This window comes from Hydrotalea sp. (assembly GCF_049968455.1).
Classification (GTDB): domain Bacteria; phylum Bacteroidota; class Bacteroidia; order Chitinophagales; family Chitinophagaceae; genus Hydrotalea.
Genome location: NZ_JBMFQT010000002.1, coordinates 185177 through 202865, shown reverse-complemented (window position 1 = coordinate 202865; position 17689 = coordinate 185177). Strand labels below are relative to the sequence as shown.

Genomic DNA, 17689 nt, shown 5'->3' with positions numbered 1-17689 from the left:
TTTTTTATAAATAAAAATTAAAAGTCAGAAAATGCAGCCGGATGTAATAAATATATATTAGCAGTAGAAACAGTATGATCATATTCCGGCATGCCCGATAATTTCTTCCATTCCGGATCATTACCAAATAGTTTCCAATGCGCATCTCTATCGGCTATATTATTAAAGGTGGTCATATACATTAAGTCGGGCATATGGCAGCCGCTTAATACTTCCGCATAAAAAACTGCATTAAAATTCAGTCTTTTAAAAATGTTTATCTCACCGCCTTCATTAAACATTTTTACTTTTTGGTGATAAAAAGTTTCGTTAGATCCTTCATAACTTCTTAGTTCATATATGCGTTCAGTAAGTGGGCCTGTAAGTTTGGGCAATGCAAAAAAGGGATGATCTTTAAATGCAGTTAAAACAATTGTTTCAATACGTTGGTAAGGTGGGTGGTTATAGGTAGCTTGTAAATAATTTTTTCCATTTGCTTGAACGTTAGCATCTTTCACAATGGCGTCATCTAGTAATAATAAGGATGCTACATTTTGTGATGGAACAAACACATAAACTCTTTTATCAGTAGCAGTATCATTATCAAAGCGTGTAAAAACGCCAATTGGTTTAAAACCCATTTTATGTGCGGCCGGCAAATAAGCTTTTTCTAAGTAATCTAGTACAGAATTTACTTGCTCGTTGGCATTGCAATGATATACTTTAATTAAATAATAATCTTTTACAGGTTTTTTTCCCTGTGCTTGCAAAGGATTGTTAAAAAAACAACTGACAAAAAAAGCTGCAACAAAAGCGAATTTTAAGAGAGGATTTTTCATATTTATTTAATATTTAATATTTTTATTCTCCTGCAAGCTACATTTTCAATACACAATCAGCAAGAAATTCTCGAAATTCCTATTGAATGAGTATTTATAAAAACTATTTTTTGAGTATTGTCAATTTTTAATTGCATTATTTCCATAAAATGTTTTAATGACATTTTAATTCCAGAAAGGCAACAATTGATTGATAATCATATCTTTTTTGTAATAATGGCTCAGTTTTTGAAACTTTAAAATCAAACTATATCCATGTATTGATTTTTACTTTAAAATTTTACAGAAATGAAAAACAAAATCGCAATTACAGTGCTGATTATATCAGCTTTATTTATTTGGGTCGCTTGTTCAAAAAGTACTTCTATGCAGGTGCCGCCGGGTACTCAGCAAGTTAGTTTGTACATGACTGATGGGCCAGGTTTTTTCGATCATGTTTATTTAGACATTGATTCAGTAATGGTATTAGTAGATACCTCTACCAATACTCGTAGCAACGATACTACTAATTGGAATAATGTAGGTGATGATGATGAGCACAGACATCCCGAGGGAAGCTTTATTTGGGAGAACTTAAATGTACAACCCGGTATTTATGATATCTTATCATTAAGTAATGGCGTAGACACTTTGCTGGCCTCTGCTAACATTAAAGCGGGTACAGTAAGATTGATTAGAATAAACTTAGGCACAAAAAATTCTTTAGTAAAAGATAGTGTTACCTATCCACTTAATTTGTTACCTGATTCTAAAAATTACGTTTTAATTCAACTTCGAGGGGGTGAATGGGATGAATATCAACCTAACTCATTTCAACTTTGGTTAGATTTTGATGTAGCACGTTCAGTTATTCAATGGAATAATCAGTTTTACTTGCGTCCCGTATTCCACTTCTTTACAGTTCCAACCACTGGTAGTATTTCTGGAACAGTATTGCCGCAAAATGCATATCCGGTAATTAGTATTTACAGTGGAACGGATACAGCCTACGCATTACCTAACAAAAAAGGTGAGTTTAAAGTAAGGGGTTTGAAAAGTGGAAGTTATAGTATGTTTGTCAATACATCAAACGGTTTTAAGGATACTACCATTAATAATATAAACATTAGCGGTCACAATAATGTAAATGTGGGGGTTATTCAACTGCATCAATAATTTTAGTTTCTTTTAATAAATAGCAGGCACCTGAGTTTCAACTTGGGTGCTTTCAGGTTTTTATATGTAAAAGTTAAACCAAAGTTGGGTTTTAAAAAATATTTAATTAGGATGGTAGCCATTTAAAGACTACCTTGCACTCATTATTTATTTTTTTTAATTTTTACAATGAGTACAAAAATCACAGGAACTGTAAAGTTCTTTAATGAAGAAAAAGGTTTTGGATTTATCAAGCATGATGATTCAAACAAAGAAACTTTCGTACATGCAAATGGTTTAATTGACCAAATTGAAGCCAACGATAAAGTTGAATTCGATGTACAAGAAGGTCGCAAAGGTTTAAACGCAGTTAACGTTAAAAGAATAGTTTAAAAATATCTGTTAAAGCCTTATTTAACCGGCAACCAAATGGTGCCGGTTTTTTTTTGATAATCATCAACTAACCGTTCAAATAATTATTTCTTTTTTTGGTGTTTAAACTTTTAACTTTGCATTCCTTTCACCAATTCTCCATTAAATTTTTTATAAAGTAAAATTATCAATTGCCTTTCTTTAGAGTAAGTCAGTTGTCAATTCGCAATTAAAGAGATATATGAATAGATTATTTTTTTTATTTGTATTGGGTTTCTTCGCTGTAAAATTTGGTTATGCTCAGCATTCTTTTAAGACTTCTAATACTGATACTTTAGCTCAGGCTACGCTTCAAACCTGTGTGCAATATGCCTTGCAGCATCAACCATTACTTCAACAATCTATTTTAGATGAACAAATTGTTGAAAAAACCATACAAACGAAGTTAGCCGATTGGTATCCTCAATTATCGGCCAGTTATTATCTTCAACATAATTTTCAGTTGCCCGCCTTTTATTTTGGTGGTAATTATGTAAGAAACGGAACTACCAATGCCTCTAATTTAGGCTTAACCTTAAATCAAAATATTTTTAATCGCGATGCTTTATTAGCCAGTCAAACTGCGCATCAAGTTCGAACCCAAGTAAAACAAAACACAACCAGTAATAAAATTGATGTTACAGTTAACGTTAGTAAAGCTTTTTATGATGTATTACTAACAGAAAAGCAAGTTGAGGTTCTAGACCTAGCAATAGCCCGTTTGCAAAAAAATGTGCAGGATTCTTACCATCAATACGAAGCTGGAATTGTTGATAAAACGGATTATAAACGTGCAACCATTTCCTTAAATAATACCATTGCTCAAAGAAAACAAGTAAATGATTTGGTAAAGTCAAAGTTTGTTTATTTAAAGGAATTAATGGGTTACCCCGACTCAGCCAATTTGCATTTAAGTTATGATACAACTACCATGGAAAAAGATGCATTTATTGATACTTCAGTAAATGTATTTTTTGAAAATAGAATTGAGTATCAGCAATTAGTTACTCAACAAAAATTGCAGCAAGCCAATTTAAAATATTATAAATGGGGTTTCATTCCTACAATTTCAGCTTACGGTACTTATAATTTCAATTATTTGAATAACGATTTTGGAAAGTTATATGCTCAAAACTTAGGCAACTCAAATATCGGGTTACAATTTTCAGTGCCTTTATTTCAGGGAAATAAAAGAGTGAATCAAATTAAACAGGCTGAATTACAGATTGATAGATTGGGATGGGATGTGGTTGCTTTAAAGAATCGGGTGAATACAGAATATGCCAATGCTTTAGCTGTTTATAAAGGTAATTTGGCTAATTATAATGCGCTAAAAGAAAATTTGGCATTAGCAAATGATGTTTATGAAACAATACAGTTACAATACAACTCAGGTATAAAAACCTATTTGGATGTAATTGTTGCAGAAAGTGATTTACGTACTGCCCAACTTAATTACTATGATGCGCTTTATCAATTACTGGAAAGCAAAATAGATGTTGAAAAAGCATTAGGAATAATCAAATATTAAAATTATAAATTTCATTATATGAATAAATCCTTCCATTTTATTTTCATGTCTATATTAGGCTCCTTACTTTTGGCTGCTTGCTCAAATCAACCCAAACAACAAGCGCCTCCACCTGTTGCTGTAAATACCTACCAGGTACAAAAAGGTACTGCGGTTTACTTCGACAATTATCCTGCAACCGTTACAGCTTTAAACGAAATAGAATTACGTGCACAAGTTACCGGATACATAAAGGGAATATTTTTTAATGATGGTCAACATGTTTCAAAAGGCCAAAAATTATATGATATTGACCATGAAACTTATCAAGCTGCCTATAATCAGGCTGTTGCCAATATGAATGTGGCTCAAGCAAACTTAGAAAAGGCGCAACAGGATGCCGATCGGTATACAGATTTATTAAAAAAAGATGCCATAGCTCGTCAGGTGGTCGACCATGCTATTACCGACTTACAAGCAGCTAAAATGCAAGTGGCAGCGGCGAAAGCTGCTGTGGCTAGAGCTGCAACGGATTTAAAATTTTCTGTGCTTTATGCACCATTTGATGGAACCATTGGTATTTCACAAGTTAAAATGGGGGCATTAATTTCTGCTAATCAAACCTTGCTTAATACATTATCATCCGATAATCCCATGGCGGTTGATATTGCAGTAGACCAAAGTTTAATTCCAAAATTTACCAATTTAAAAAATAATCCTGCACCGGCTGTTGATTCAATATTTACTCTAACTTTTAATGATAAAACCATTTACCCTTATCCCGGCCAAATTAGTTTTATTGATCGTGCTGTTGACCCACAAACCAGTACTATTCGCATTCGTTATATTTTCCCCAATAATAATAAGCTTTTGAAACCTGGCATGAGTTGTAACCTTCGAGTAAAAAATAATAATGCGAAAGAGCAGTTCATACTTATTCCATATAAAGCTGTGGTTGAGCAAATGGGTGAATATTTTGTTTTTGTTGTAAAAAATAATAATACGGTATCTGAACAAAAGGTAATGCTTGGGCAGCCTATTAACGATAAAATTGTGGTGAAGTCGGGTTTAAATGATGGTGATGTTATAGTTACTGATGGTGTACAAAAATTGAAAGATGGAGGAAAAATTCAACTTTCACCGGCTAAAGCACATTAATTAAATTTTTAGAACTTTATTATGATTGCAAGTACTTTTATAAAACGCCCGGTTACAGCTATAGTTATTTCAGTAGTTATTGTTTTGTTAGGTGTACTGGCTATTATGAATTTGCCCATTAGTCAGTATCCGGATATTACGCCTGCCACAGTTCAAATTACAGGAACATTTAATGGCGCTGATGCACAAACTGTAGAGCAAACGGTTACTACACCCATTGAAACGCAAGTAAATGGTACACCCGGTATGGCTTATTTACAAAGTAATAGTACCAGCGATGGTAGAACTACCATCAATGTGGTGTACAATGTAGGTGCCAATATAGATATTGGTGCATTAGATGTACAAAATAGAGTAGGTATTGCTACACCGCAATTACCCGACGATGTAAAGCGATTGGGTTTAACAACGCGCAAACGTAACCCAAGTATATTAATGTTAGTGGCCATGTATTCGCCTAATGGCTCACACAATGTTACATTCGTTGATAACTATACCAACATTTTTGTACGCGATGCTTTACTAAGGGTTAAAGGTGTAGGTGATATTTTTACCCGTGCTGATGATTTTAGTATGCGTATTTGGTTGCAGCCAGATAAAATGGCGCAATTGGGTTTAACAACCACCGATGTTTTAAATGCTTTGCAAGATCAAAACTTGCAAATTGCTGCTGGTTCAGTTGGGGCACCACCACAAAGTAATGATCAGGCTTTTGAGTATAATGTGTTTACCAATAGCCGTTTAACAACAGAAGACCAGTTTGCACACATTATTGTTCGCAGCAAGCCTTCAGATGGATCATTAGTATATTTGAAAGATGTTGCTCGTATTCAATTAGGAAAATTTAGCTATGCGAGCAATTCATTTGTTGATGGAAAAAGAGCTTCTTATTTATTGGTTTATCAGGCACCCGGTAGTAACGCATTAGAAACAGCACAAGGTGTTTATAATGCAATGAATCAGTTAAAGAAGTCATTTCCGAAAGATATTGATTATACTGTTCCATTTGAATCTGTATCAGTAGTTAAAGTGTCAATTGATGAAGTAGTAAAAACATTGATTGAAGCATTAATTTTGGTTACGTTGGTGGTGTTTTTGTTTCTTCAAAGTTGGCGAGCCACGTTAATTCCAGTATTAGCCATTCCTGTATCTATTATCGGTACCTTTGCTTTTTTTGTACCACTCGGGTTTACAATTAACACCCTAACCATGTTCGGGTTTGTGTTAGCTATTGGTATTGTGGTAGATGATGCAATTGTGGTAGTAGAAGCTGTACAGCACTATATTGACCACGGCCTTTCACCTAAAGCTGCAACGGAACACGCTATGAAGGATATTTCTGGTCCAGTTGTAGCTATTGCATTAATATTAGCTGCTGTATTTATTCCTGTAGGATTCATTCCCGGCATAGTAGGTAGGTTATATCAACAATTTGCCATTACCATTGCTATTTCTGTATTAATTTCTGCCTTCGTTGCTTTATCATTAACACCTGCACTTTGTTCATTAATGTTAAAGCCAATGGCATTAAACAAACAATCGCACGGAATTAATCAATTCTTTTATCGTTTTAATGAGTGGTTTAGAAGAACAACAGCAAAGTATACCATTGGTGTAAGAAAAGTAATAAAAGCAGCTCCGTATGCAATTGTAATTTTGATATGTATTTATGTTGGTACTGCTTTGTTATTCAAGAATAAACCCACAGGTTTTATTCCTACGGAAGATGAAGGGCGAATTTATATAACCTTTGAACTACCTGAAGCCAGTTCTACAACCAGAAGCTTAGATGTGTTACATCGCATGATGGGTATTTTGAAAGAAGTACCGGGAGTAGGTCATTTCGCAGCATTAGGTGGGTTAAATGTGGTAACCTTTGCCACAAAATCAAACAGTGGTACAATTTTTTGTCAGTTAAAACCTTGGGATCAACGTACAGATAAAGCACAACAAATAAAAAACATCATTGCTACATTACAGCAACGCTTTGCCGTTATTAAAGAAGCTAACGTAGTGGTAATACAGCCACCTGCCATACCCGGTTTAGGACAAACTGCCGGTTTTACTTTTGAACTGGAACAGCGTGAAAGTACCGACGATATTAAAACCTTTGAAAGGGTTGTACAAAACTTTGTAATGGCAGCCAATAAACGACCGGAAATTGCTCGTGCTTTTAGCTTTTTTACTGCTCGTACCCCCGGGTATAAAGTAGATGTTGATAGAGAAAAATGTAAAAAGCTAGGCGTATCTATTGCTGATGTTTATAATACATTGCAAACGTTTTTAGGTAGTCGTTATGTAAATGATTTTACGATTTATGGTCGTAACTTTCACGTAGTTGCACAAGCTGACTCATTGTATAGAGGAGATATTAAAGATTTGCAACAGTATTACGTGAAAAATCAAGCTGGAACATTACTGCCACTAAGCACACTCATTACTTATCAATTAACTGAAAGTGCACCATTAATTTCGCATTACAATTTATTCCGTACAGCTGAAATTAACGGCACCCCTAAAGAAGGTTATAGTAGTGGTCAAGCCATTCAAGCATTGCGTGAAGTAGCTACTGAGGTATTACCTGCCGGTTATGGATATGAGTTTTCCGGGCTTAGTCGTGAGGAAATTAATGCAGGTAATAGTACTATTTATATTTTTAGTTTATCAGTTTTATTTGTATTCTTGTTTCTCGCAGCGTTATATGAAAGTTGGAGTATTCCATTTTCTGTGCTTTTAGCAGTTCCTATTGGGGCATTTGGAGCCATTTTGGCTTTAACATTTATTCCTCGGTTAGATAATAATGTTTATGCTCAAATTGGACTGGTTACCTTAATAGGTTTAGCAGCTAAAAACGCCATATTAATTGTTGAATTTGCAAAGGAAAGGGTTGATAATGGTATGGATATTGTACCGGCAACGCTTGAAGCTGTAAAGCTAAGATTACGGCCAATTTTAATGACTTCATTGGCATTTATATTAGGGGTACTTCCCCTTGCTTTTGCAACCGGAGCGGGAGCTATTGCTCGTTCTACCATAGGATTTACAGTATTGGGTGGAATGTTAGCTGCAACTTTGTTAGCCATTTTCATCGTTCCGGTATTGTTTGTTCTAATTGCCAAAATTGCCTATGGAAAAAAAGCTAAGGCAGCTTTATTGCAAAAGCACTTAGACGAAATGAATAATTTGCCTAAAGAAAATATCTAATACATTAAACAAAAGCAACATTTGTAGCAGCAGCTTTATCCTTTGGGGAAAAGCTGCTGTTGTTTTTTCCACTTTTTTTCCGTCATTAAAAAATAAGTAATATCCTTGCAAATTCTAAACAATTGCACCATGAATGAATTAGAATTGATGCGCGAAGCCATAAAAGCGGGTTTAGAAGGGATGAATGCCAATCATGGCGGTCCCTTTGGTTGCGTTATAGTTAAAAACGGCGAAATTATTGCCAGAGGGTATAATAAAGTGCTATTATTGAATGACCCAACGGCCCATGCAGAAGTTACCGCTATTCGCGAAGCTTGTTCTAAATTGAACAGTTTTCAATTGACTGATTGTGAAATTTATACCACATGTGAGCCTTGCCCCATGTGTATGGGCGCCATTTATTGGGCTAGGCCTAAAAAAGTTTATTATGCTAATACTCGCGAAGATGCTGCTGCCATTGGTTTTGATGATTCTTTCATTTATGATGAAATTGCTCAACCCATCCAAATGCGTAAATTAATAATGGAATGTGTTGGTCGCGACGAAGCTTTGCATATGTTCAAAGCCTGGCAGGAAAAAAACAATAAAACATTATATTAATTTTTAAAAGTATAAATATGAGTAATCAAAGATTGATGGAGCAATTAAACGAAACTGTTCAATATATACAATCTCAAGTTCAGATAACTGCTAAAGTGGGCATTGTATTGGGCAGTGGTTTGGGCAATTTGGCTAATTTAGTAGAAGTTGAAAAAGAAATACCATATACACAAATACCTAATTTCCCCACTAGTACGGTAAAAGGTCATGGAGGCAAATTAATAATGGGTAAATTGAAAAATAAGCCTGTTTTAGTAATGTCGGGTAGGTTTCATTATTATGAAGGATATACTGCTCAGCAAGTTGTATTTCCTGTAAGAGTAATGCGTATGTTGGGCATAGAAACATTGTTGTTGTCCAATGCCGCTGGAGCAGTAAACCCCGATTATAAAGTGGGTGATTTAATGGTATTAAAAGATCATATTAGTTTTTTTACCGCAAATCCTTTAATTGGGCCTAATGAGGAAAATTTAGGCACTCGTTTTCCCGATATGAGTGAACCTTATTGCAAAAAACTAATTGAAAAAGCCATTCATATTGCCAGAGAAAATAATATTGAGTTACATGAAGGGGTTTACACAGCAGTTACCGGTCCAACATTTGAAACAAGGGCGGAATATCAATTAATTAAAACAGTGGGTAGTGATGTTGTGGGAATGAGTACAGTACAAGAAACAATTGCTGCAGTTCATGCAGGTATGAAGGTTTTTGCTGTTAGTGTTGTTACAGATTTGGGCATTAGACATGAGGAAAATGTAATTACACACGAAGAGGTATTAGAAGCAGCAAAGGCGGCTGAACCTAAATTAAGTACATTATTCATTGAACTAATACAACAAATTTAGAGGTTCTGCCGTCTAATTCAACTGTTCATTTAAAGCTTTAGCGTTAATTTGCACTTCATTTTATTAGCATGAACCGATTGGCAGCAGTTTGCATTATCTTAAGCTTATGTTTCATTAGCCTTGTAAAACAGGCTGCTGCACAGCAACAATATGGCCAATCGGGTAGGTTTAGTGGGGCAGGTGCTTCATCAGGTAATGTTTCCTATGATAGAAATGGGAGACCCATCCCAAATCAACAAAAGCAAGATTCGCTTCAGCATCGTGATAGATACGCCGATTCAATCACAATTTTTTACCGACATTTCGATTCTACTAAAATTCGTAAAATTGATTCTTCCTTAAACGATTTCACCCGCCGTTTTCCTCAGCCATACAATTATTATACCTTAGGCAATTTTGGAACCGCTTCACATTCATTATTATTTACCCCTATTATGCAATCGGGATGGGATGCAGGCTTTCATCAATTTGATATTTATAATTTTACATTAGAAAATACAAAAATATTTCAAACTACACGTCCTTATACAGAAATTGCATACTTAATAGGGAATAAAGCAGAGCAACTACTCGATTTCATGCATACCCAAAACCGAAAAAGTAATTTCAATTTTTCATTCGAATATCGGTTTACAAATGCTCCTGGAACTTATAAAAATCAAAATGCAAGCAATAATAATTTGCGTTTTACAACTCACTATCAATCGCCCAATAAGCGCTATGAAAATTATTTTATTTTTATTTCCAACAAAAATGCTTCTTCAGAAAATGGTGGCTTGAAGGATCCAACTAGAATAGATAGCCTGGCTTTAAACAATCCATATGAATTAGAAACACGTCTCGGTGTTGCAGGAGTAGCCAATCCTAACCCGTTTAGTACAACGGTTAATACGGGTAATGTTTATAAGCAAAGTACTTTTTTATTTAGACAACAATATGATTTTGGCAAAAAAGATTCATTGGTTACTGATTCCGTTACTTATAAATTATTTTATGCTCGATTACGATTGCAGCAAAACCTTATGCTAAATACTTACAATTACAATTATTACGATAACAATGTAATTGACTCGCAATATCAAAAGTATTTTAATTTTAATACCATTCTCGATACAATTAGTTTTAAAGATGCCTGGACAAACCTAACGAATGAATTTGCCATCATAACTTTTCCTGATAAGAACAACCAAAGCCAATTTTTTAAAGCAGGTGCCGGAATTCAATTGTTAAAAGGTACATTTACCGATACCTTAAATAGTCGTACACAAAATTACCATAACATATATTTAATGGGCGAGTATCGAAATCGTACACGCAACCAAAAGTGGGATGTTGAGGCTTCAGGTAAACTATTTTTAAATGGGTATAATAGTGGTGACTATCATGCTTTTATAAGCTTACAAAGGCAGTTAAGTAAGCGTTTAGGTTTCTTAACACTCGGTTTTCAAAATACAAATCGAACACCTTCTTTTATTTTCAATCCTAATACATCTTTTCCGGTTAGCGATAAACAAAATTTTGCTAAAGAAAACACCACTCATTTATCCGCTACATACTATAATCCTAAATTGTCATTAACCTTGAATGGTGATTATTATTTAATGACGAATTACACCTATTTCGATAGTTTTTTTGTGGCTTCTCAGTACAAAAAGTTATTTAATTTTATACACTTAAGTGCTGAAAAGAAATTTAAGTTATCAAAATATTGGAATTGGTATTCTGAATTACATATTCAACAAGTTACCGGAAATGCACCTATACATGTACCTTTTATACTAACCAGAAACAGACTGGCATTTGAAGGTAATTTTTATACCAATTTATTTTTATCTACCGGTATTGAGGTACGGTATTACACCAATTTCGAGGCGGATAATTACTCACCTTTCCTTGGTCAGTTTTTTTATCAAACGGCCTATACAACCAGTAATAGACCCGATGTAAATCTTTTTTTTAATTTTCGAATAAAAGGATTCAAAGGCTTTCTTCAACTTGAAAATTTAAACACCATTAATCCCACCAAAGGCTTTACTTTCGACAAATATAACTTTATTACTCCTTTGTATCCTGAACGCCCACTATGGTTTCGATTTGGTGTTTGGTGGAATTTTGTGAATTGATATAAAGCACCTTCCTTCTTCATTTTTTGATATTACTATAATTTTTTGTATGTTATATTCGGATTTCAACAATTTTCCAGAAATATAATTTTGAAATTTTTTCCCATTCGTACATTTTAATTTTATTTTAATTATTCTATGTAAGTAATTGTGGTTAAGGCTTTCAAACGATGATAAATATGTAGAAGATCAAGCTGGTATGGTTATTGAAAACATATAAACAGTTAAGTATTTTTTTTACCCCTAAATTTTTTGTTATGTTAGAATTTTTAAGAAAAAAGTGGTTTGATGTGGGGGCAGTTCTATCTGTAGTGGTGATGAAAGGCATTTTCATGGAAATCAACAAAATTTCGAATGTTACATTAGCCATTTGGGTTGGTTTTGCCTCACTATTATTGCATCAGTTTGAAGAATATCACTGGCCCGGTTATTTCCCTCAAATGATTAATAAAGTATTGTATAAAAGTAAATTACCCGATAGCTATCCTTTAAATCCGAATGGTGCGTTTATCATGGATGTATTAGTGCAGTGGACGACTTTTATTATTGCAGGCTTTTTTTCTGTATCTGCAATTTGGTTGGGTATTGCAGTAATGTTATTCTTATTTGGGAATTTTATTATGCATGCTTTTTATTATAATATAAAAGCTAATACAAAATATAACCCAGGCATGTTTACTAGTATTGTTTTTTTATTGCCGGTATCAATATTCTTTTTTTGGTCATTAATTGCAGAACATGCTGCCGGAGTTTGGGATTACGTTATTGGAATTCCATTGGGTCTTATTTTTATATTTGTAAACTTTGTTAAGTTAATTGATTGGATGAAAGATAAAAATGTACAATTAAAATTTAAAAAGAACGAAAATTATTCCTCTAAATCTACCCATCAATAAAAGTTTTATATGAATTATTTGTTCCTTGTGTGGTTAATTATAGCCAGCAGGGAACAACTTTTTTATGCATAATTCGCATAAAATACGTAAATTGCATTTATATATGTGGTCATGAAAAGAGTGGCAACCATAGCATTATTTTGTATTTTTTTGTTTGGGTCAACTGAAGCCTATCAGTTACTCAAGTTGCCGTTATTAATGGAGCATTATCTACAACACCGAAGTGAAAATCCGGAAATTTCATTTATATCCTTTTTAAAATTACATTACAATAAAAAGTTGATTATTGATGATGATTGGCAGCAAGACCAACAATTGCCATTTAAAACTCAACAATCTGCAAATGCTTTTATGTTCGGTTTTGTTAGTATGCCTTCTAAGCCCATATCTGTTCAGGTGCTAGTAATACCTTATTCACAGAAGACCTTTCGAATAGAAACTCAACACGCATACTCTTTTACGTTACTGCAAGATATCTTTCAGCCTCCCCGTCAAGCATAATTCATACTGCTTTTTTATTAATGCATTTTTATACAATAAAATTTTGCGTTAATTAATTATCTTATATTATTTCATTCTGCCGCATACCTTATGTGCGTATGTTTTTAATGTATTAGTTATGCTAAATGCAATTATTCAATTTTCAGTTCGTAATAAACTGATTATTGGAATATTATTACTGGCATGGGTTGGATATGGTACATATTCACTTACTAAATTACCAATTGATGCTGTTCCCGATATTACTAATAATCAGGTATTAATTATTACCACAGCTCCAAGTTTAGGCGCTCCAGACGTAGAAAGACTCATTACAGTGCCAATTGAGCAAGCTACAAGAAATGTTCCGGGTATTATTGAACAACGTAGTTTCTCAAGGTTTGGTTTAAGTTTAGTAACAATTGTATTCGATGATAATACTGATTTGTATTGGGCTCGCCAACAAATTAGTGAACGGCTTATTAAGGTGCAATCCATTATTCCACCTGGAATTGCTACGCCGGAGCTCGGCCCTGTAACAACAGGTTTAGGTGAAGTATTTCAATATGTTGTTAGGCCTAAGGCAGGTTATGAGGGTAAATATTCCTTAGCTGATTTACGTGACATTCAAGATTGGATTGTAAGGCGACAATTACTGGGAACAGAAGGCGTTGCCGACGTAAGTAGTTTTGGAGGAAAACTAAAACAGTATGAGGTAGCTATTAACACCGACAAACTGAAAAGTTTTCAATTAACCATTGCAGATGTTTTTAAAGCAATGAATTCGAATAACCAAAACACAGGTGGCGCCTATATTGAAAAAGGGCCAAATGTTTTGTTTATTCGTACCGAGGGTTTAGTTCAGTCGCTTAACGATATTAGAAATATTGTTGTAAAGCAAACCGATAATGGTATTCCTATATTAATAAGTGATGTAGCCGATGTTAGATATGGTACAGCCATACGATATGGTGCAACAGTTTATAACGATAAAAGGGAAGTAGCCGGTGCAGTGGTTATGATGCTAAAAGGAGCTAATAGCAATAAGGTAATTGGGAATATTAAAAATCGTATTAAAGAAATTGAAAAATCGTTGCCCGAAGGAATAGTTATTGATCCTTTTTTAGATAGAACTAAAATGGTCAATAATGCAATTGGAACGGTACAAAAAAATTTAATAGAAGGTGCAATAATCGTATTATTTGTTTTAATTGTTTTTTTAGGAAACATACGTTCTGGCCTTGTTGTAGCTTCTGTTATTCCATTAAGCATGCTGTTTGCAGTTGTAATGATGAATTTTTTTGGGGTAAGTGGCAATTTAATGAGCTTGGGCGCACTGGATTTTGGACTGCTTGTTGATGGTGCTGTAATTATTGTGGAAGCAGTGATGCACAAAATAGTACATACACATAAGTACTCAAGTGTTGTTAAACTTACTAAACATCAAATGAATGCTGAAGTAGAAACTGCAGCAGGTAAAATGATGAACTCAGCAGCATTTGGTCAAATTATTATTCTTATTGTTTACTTGCCTATTTTAAGTTTACAAGGTATAGAAGGTAAAATGTTTAAACCAATGGCCGAAACAGTTTCGTTTGCCATTCTGGGAGCATTTATTCTTTCATTAACCTATGTACCAATGATGTCATCATTAGTATTAAGTAGGAAGGTAAACCATAAACCCAATTTTTCTGATAGAATGATGAACCGTTTACAAAAGTGGTACAAACCGGTATTAATCAAAGTATTGAAAATCCCGAAAACAATTGTAGCAGTTAGTTTTATTATTTTTATGGTCTGCATATGGTTATTAAGCACTTTAGGTGGGGAATTCATTCCTAAATTAGAAGAAGGTGATTTTGCCGTTGATACCCGCCTATTAACAGGTTCTTCATTAACTAACACTATTGCCACTACCGAAAAAACTGCAGGCGTTTTGTTACATCAATTTCCGGAGGTTGAGAAAGTAGTAACTAAAATTGGTTCTGGTGAAATTCCGACCGACCCTATGCCTGTTGAAGCTGCTGACATGATGGTGATTTTAAAAGATAAATCAAAATGGACCAGTGCTCACTCTTTTGATGAGCTAGCAGAAAAAATGAGTAAAGCGTTAGAACAGGTGCCCGGCGTTGCAACGGGCTTTCAATTCCCTGTGCAAATGCGGTTCAACGAGTTAATGACAGGAGCAAGGCAAGATGTGGTTTGCAAAATTTTCGGCGATGATTTAGATTCTCTGGCCCATTTTGCAGCTACACTTGGAAATATTATTCAGTCTGTAAAAGGTGCCCGTGATTTGTATGTAGAAACTGTTACAGGAGTACCTCAGGTAGTTATTCAATATAATAGAGATGCTATTGCAAAATATGGGGCAAATATTAATGACATTAATACAGCCGTACAGGCTGCTTATGCCGGCGCCATTGCCGGTTTAGTATTTGAAGGTGATAAAAGGTATGACTTGGTTATACGTTTAAATCAACAACAACGAGAAAGCATTCAAAATATTAATAACTTACAAATTGGTGTTGCAGGTGGTCAGCAAATTCCTTTAAGTAATTTGGCTAATATTGAAATAAAAGACGGGCCATACCAGATTCAAAGAGAGGATGCACATCGAAGAATTACAGTAGGTTTTAATGTTAGAGGGCGTGATGTTGAAAGTATTGTGAATGAATTACAAAATAAGGTAGGTAATCAATTAAAATTACCACCCGGTTACTATGTTACATATGGTGGTCAATATGAAAACCTGAAACGTGCAACCAAACGGTTAAGTATCGCCGTGCCAGTAGCCCTATTGTTAATTTTATTAATGTTATATTTTGCCTTTCAAAATATAAAATATGCTTTACTAATATTTTCTGCCATCCCATTATCTGCTATTGGTGGTGTGTTTGCATTGTATTTGCGGGGTATGCCCTTTAGTATTTCTGCCGGTGTAGGGTTTATTGCATTATTTGGAGTAGCTGTATTAAACGGTATTGTACTAATAGGTGAAATGAATCGCTTGAAATTAAGTGGTATGAAATCAACAATCCAAATCATTATTCAGGCAACGCAAGTGCGACTCCGTCCGGTTTTAATGACTGCATCGGTTGCTTCATTAGGATTTTTACCAATGGCTATAAGTACAGGTGCAGGTGCAGAAGTGCAAAGGCCTTTGGCTACAGTTGTAATTGGTGGTTTAATTACAGCAACATTATTAACCTTATTGGTATTGCCCTCGTTGTATTTACTATTCGAAACAAAAAAAGTAAACATGAAGAAAAAAAACACCAATAAATTGTTGTCTATACTTATTATCGTTGCGATGAGTAGTATCACAACCTTATATGCACAGCCAATAAACCAAAAAGCTACTTTGAAGGAGGTTTTGGCAATTGCAGTAAAGAATGCTCCATCATTAAAGGTGGCAACGCTGAATCAGCAATACCAAAAAATTATGGAGCGCACAGCAACTGAGTTACCCAAAACGCAATTCAATGCAGAAATGGGAAACTATAACAGTATGTTTTTTGATACACGCTTTATGATCATGCAAAATTTTTCATTGCCTGGTTATTATGCCACTATGAAAAAGTTGCTGGCTACCAATACTTCCATTGCTCAAGCACAAACCAATTTGCAAGTGGTTGATATTAAAAAAATGGTTGAACAATTATATATCACCTTGCAATTTCAAACTGAGCAAAAGTATTTGTTACAAAAATTAGATAGTATTTACAGTTATTATAAAAACATTGCTACACTTAGGTATGAAAAGGGAGAAAGTAATTTGTTGGAAAAAACTGCGTTAGAAAATACAGCAGATCAGATTACACTTAGTTTGACACAAATTAAGTCCGATTTACTCTCTACTCAACTTCAATTGCAGTTGTTTATTCAACAACCTTTGCTTATTGAACCGGCTGATACTTTAATGCCTGAAAAAATTTTAATTGATAGTACTAAAGTTTTGAATCATCCTGCCATTCAGGTTGCATTAATGCAGCAAAAGCAGGCGAATATGCAAATTAAAGTTGAAAAAGCCAAATTGCTGCCTGACCTGATGGTTGGATACAACAATCAATCCATTGTTGGATGGCAGCTTACTAAGGATAGGGTTGAGAATTATTATAATGCTTCATCTCGTTTTTCTTCTTATTCAATCGGTGTCGGTATTCCTCTTTTTGCTAAAGCTCAGCATGCCCGAATTGAAGCAGCAATGATGAATGAAGCAACGGCAAAAGCTGTAACTACATCAGTTCAAAGTCAATTAGAAACTACCCTTAAAAAGTATTTTCAACTCTATAAAAAGCATTTAGCAGCAGTTGAGTATTACCAAAATCGTGGGTTGAAGCAATCAGAGGTTTTATTGAATACAGCGTCTTTACAATATAAAACGGGTGCTATAAACTACATAGAGTGGAGTACATTGTTAGCTCAAGCCATCGCATTAAAAAATGACTATTTAAGTGCATTATATAACACACAAATGGCTGTGTCTGAAATTCATTATTTAATTTATTAA

The 17689-nt window shown here is 34.3% G+C and carries 12 protein-coding genes; 11 read left to right on the top strand and 1 reads right to left on the bottom strand.

From position 1 onward, the window contains the following. Positions 1-17: 17 nt before the first annotated feature. Entirely contained in the window at positions 18-818 is an 801-nt protein-coding gene (locus ACP5P5_RS02430) for an NIPSNAP family protein (RefSeq protein ID WP_428284522.1), read from the bottom strand. Positions 819-1106: 288 nt separating this feature from the next. On the opposite strand from ACP5P5_RS02430, the gene ACP5P5_RS02425 reads away from it, so the two are divergent. From ACP5P5_RS02425 to ACP5P5_RS02375, 11 genes are all read left to right on the top strand, one after another. Then, positions 1107-1973: a DUF4382 domain-containing protein gene (locus ACP5P5_RS02425; protein ID WP_428284521.1), complete on the top strand. Its 867-nt coding sequence runs from the start codon at positions 1107-1109 to the stop codon at positions 1971-1973. A gap of 168 nt (positions 1974-2141) precedes the next feature. Next, positions 2142-2345, top strand: a complete 204-nt coding sequence (locus tag ACP5P5_RS02420; RefSeq protein WP_111296003.1) for a cold-shock protein — start codon at positions 2142-2144, stop codon at positions 2343-2345. A 220-nt stretch (positions 2346-2565) separates the two neighbouring features. Next, a complete protein-coding gene (locus ACP5P5_RS02415; RefSeq protein ID WP_428284520.1) occupies positions 2566-3894 on the top strand; it encodes a TolC family protein in 1329 nt (442 codons plus the stop codon). Between the two features lie 18 nt (positions 3895-3912). Beyond that, the gene (locus ACP5P5_RS02410) at positions 3913-5031 is read left to right on the top strand and encodes an efflux RND transporter periplasmic adaptor subunit (protein ID WP_428284519.1); all 1119 of its coding nucleotides are present in this window, start codon (positions 3913-3915) and stop codon (positions 5029-5031) included. A 21-nt stretch (positions 5032-5052) separates the two neighbouring features. Then, positions 5053-8235 carry an efflux RND transporter permease subunit gene (locus ACP5P5_RS02405; RefSeq protein ID WP_428284518.1) on the top strand — a complete coding sequence of 1061 codons (3183 nt, stop codon included), beginning with the start codon at positions 5053-5055 and terminating at the stop codon, positions 8233-8235. A 129-nt stretch (positions 8236-8364) separates the two neighbouring features. Next, positions 8365-8835 carry a nucleoside deaminase gene (locus ACP5P5_RS02400; RefSeq protein ID WP_428284517.1) on the top strand — a complete coding sequence of 157 codons (471 nt, stop codon included), beginning with the start codon at positions 8365-8367 and terminating at the stop codon, positions 8833-8835. A 17-nt stretch (positions 8836-8852) separates the two neighbouring features. Next, the gene (locus ACP5P5_RS02395; RefSeq protein WP_428284516.1) at positions 8853-9680 is read left to right on the top strand and encodes a purine-nucleoside phosphorylase; all 828 of its coding nucleotides are present in this window, start codon (positions 8853-8855) and stop codon (positions 9678-9680) included. A 68-nt stretch (positions 9681-9748) separates the two neighbouring features. Then, positions 9749-11803, top strand: a complete 2055-nt coding sequence (locus ACP5P5_RS02390) for a putative porin (protein ID WP_428284515.1) — start codon at positions 9749-9751, stop codon at positions 11801-11803. A 257-nt stretch (positions 11804-12060) separates the two neighbouring features. Next, complete coding sequence (locus ACP5P5_RS02385) at positions 12061-12699, top strand: HXXEE domain-containing protein (RefSeq protein WP_428284514.1); 639 nt, start codon at positions 12061-12063, stop codon at positions 12697-12699. A 111-nt stretch (positions 12700-12810) separates the two neighbouring features. Next, positions 12811-13200, top strand: a complete 390-nt coding sequence (locus ACP5P5_RS02380; protein ID WP_428284513.1) for a hypothetical protein — start codon at positions 12811-12813, stop codon at positions 13198-13200. Positions 13201-13318: 118 nt separating this feature from the next. Continuing rightward, positions 13319-17689: a CusA/CzcA family heavy metal efflux RND transporter gene (locus ACP5P5_RS02375; RefSeq protein ID WP_428284512.1), complete on the top strand. Its 4371-nt coding sequence runs from the start codon at positions 13319-13321 to the stop codon at positions 17687-17689.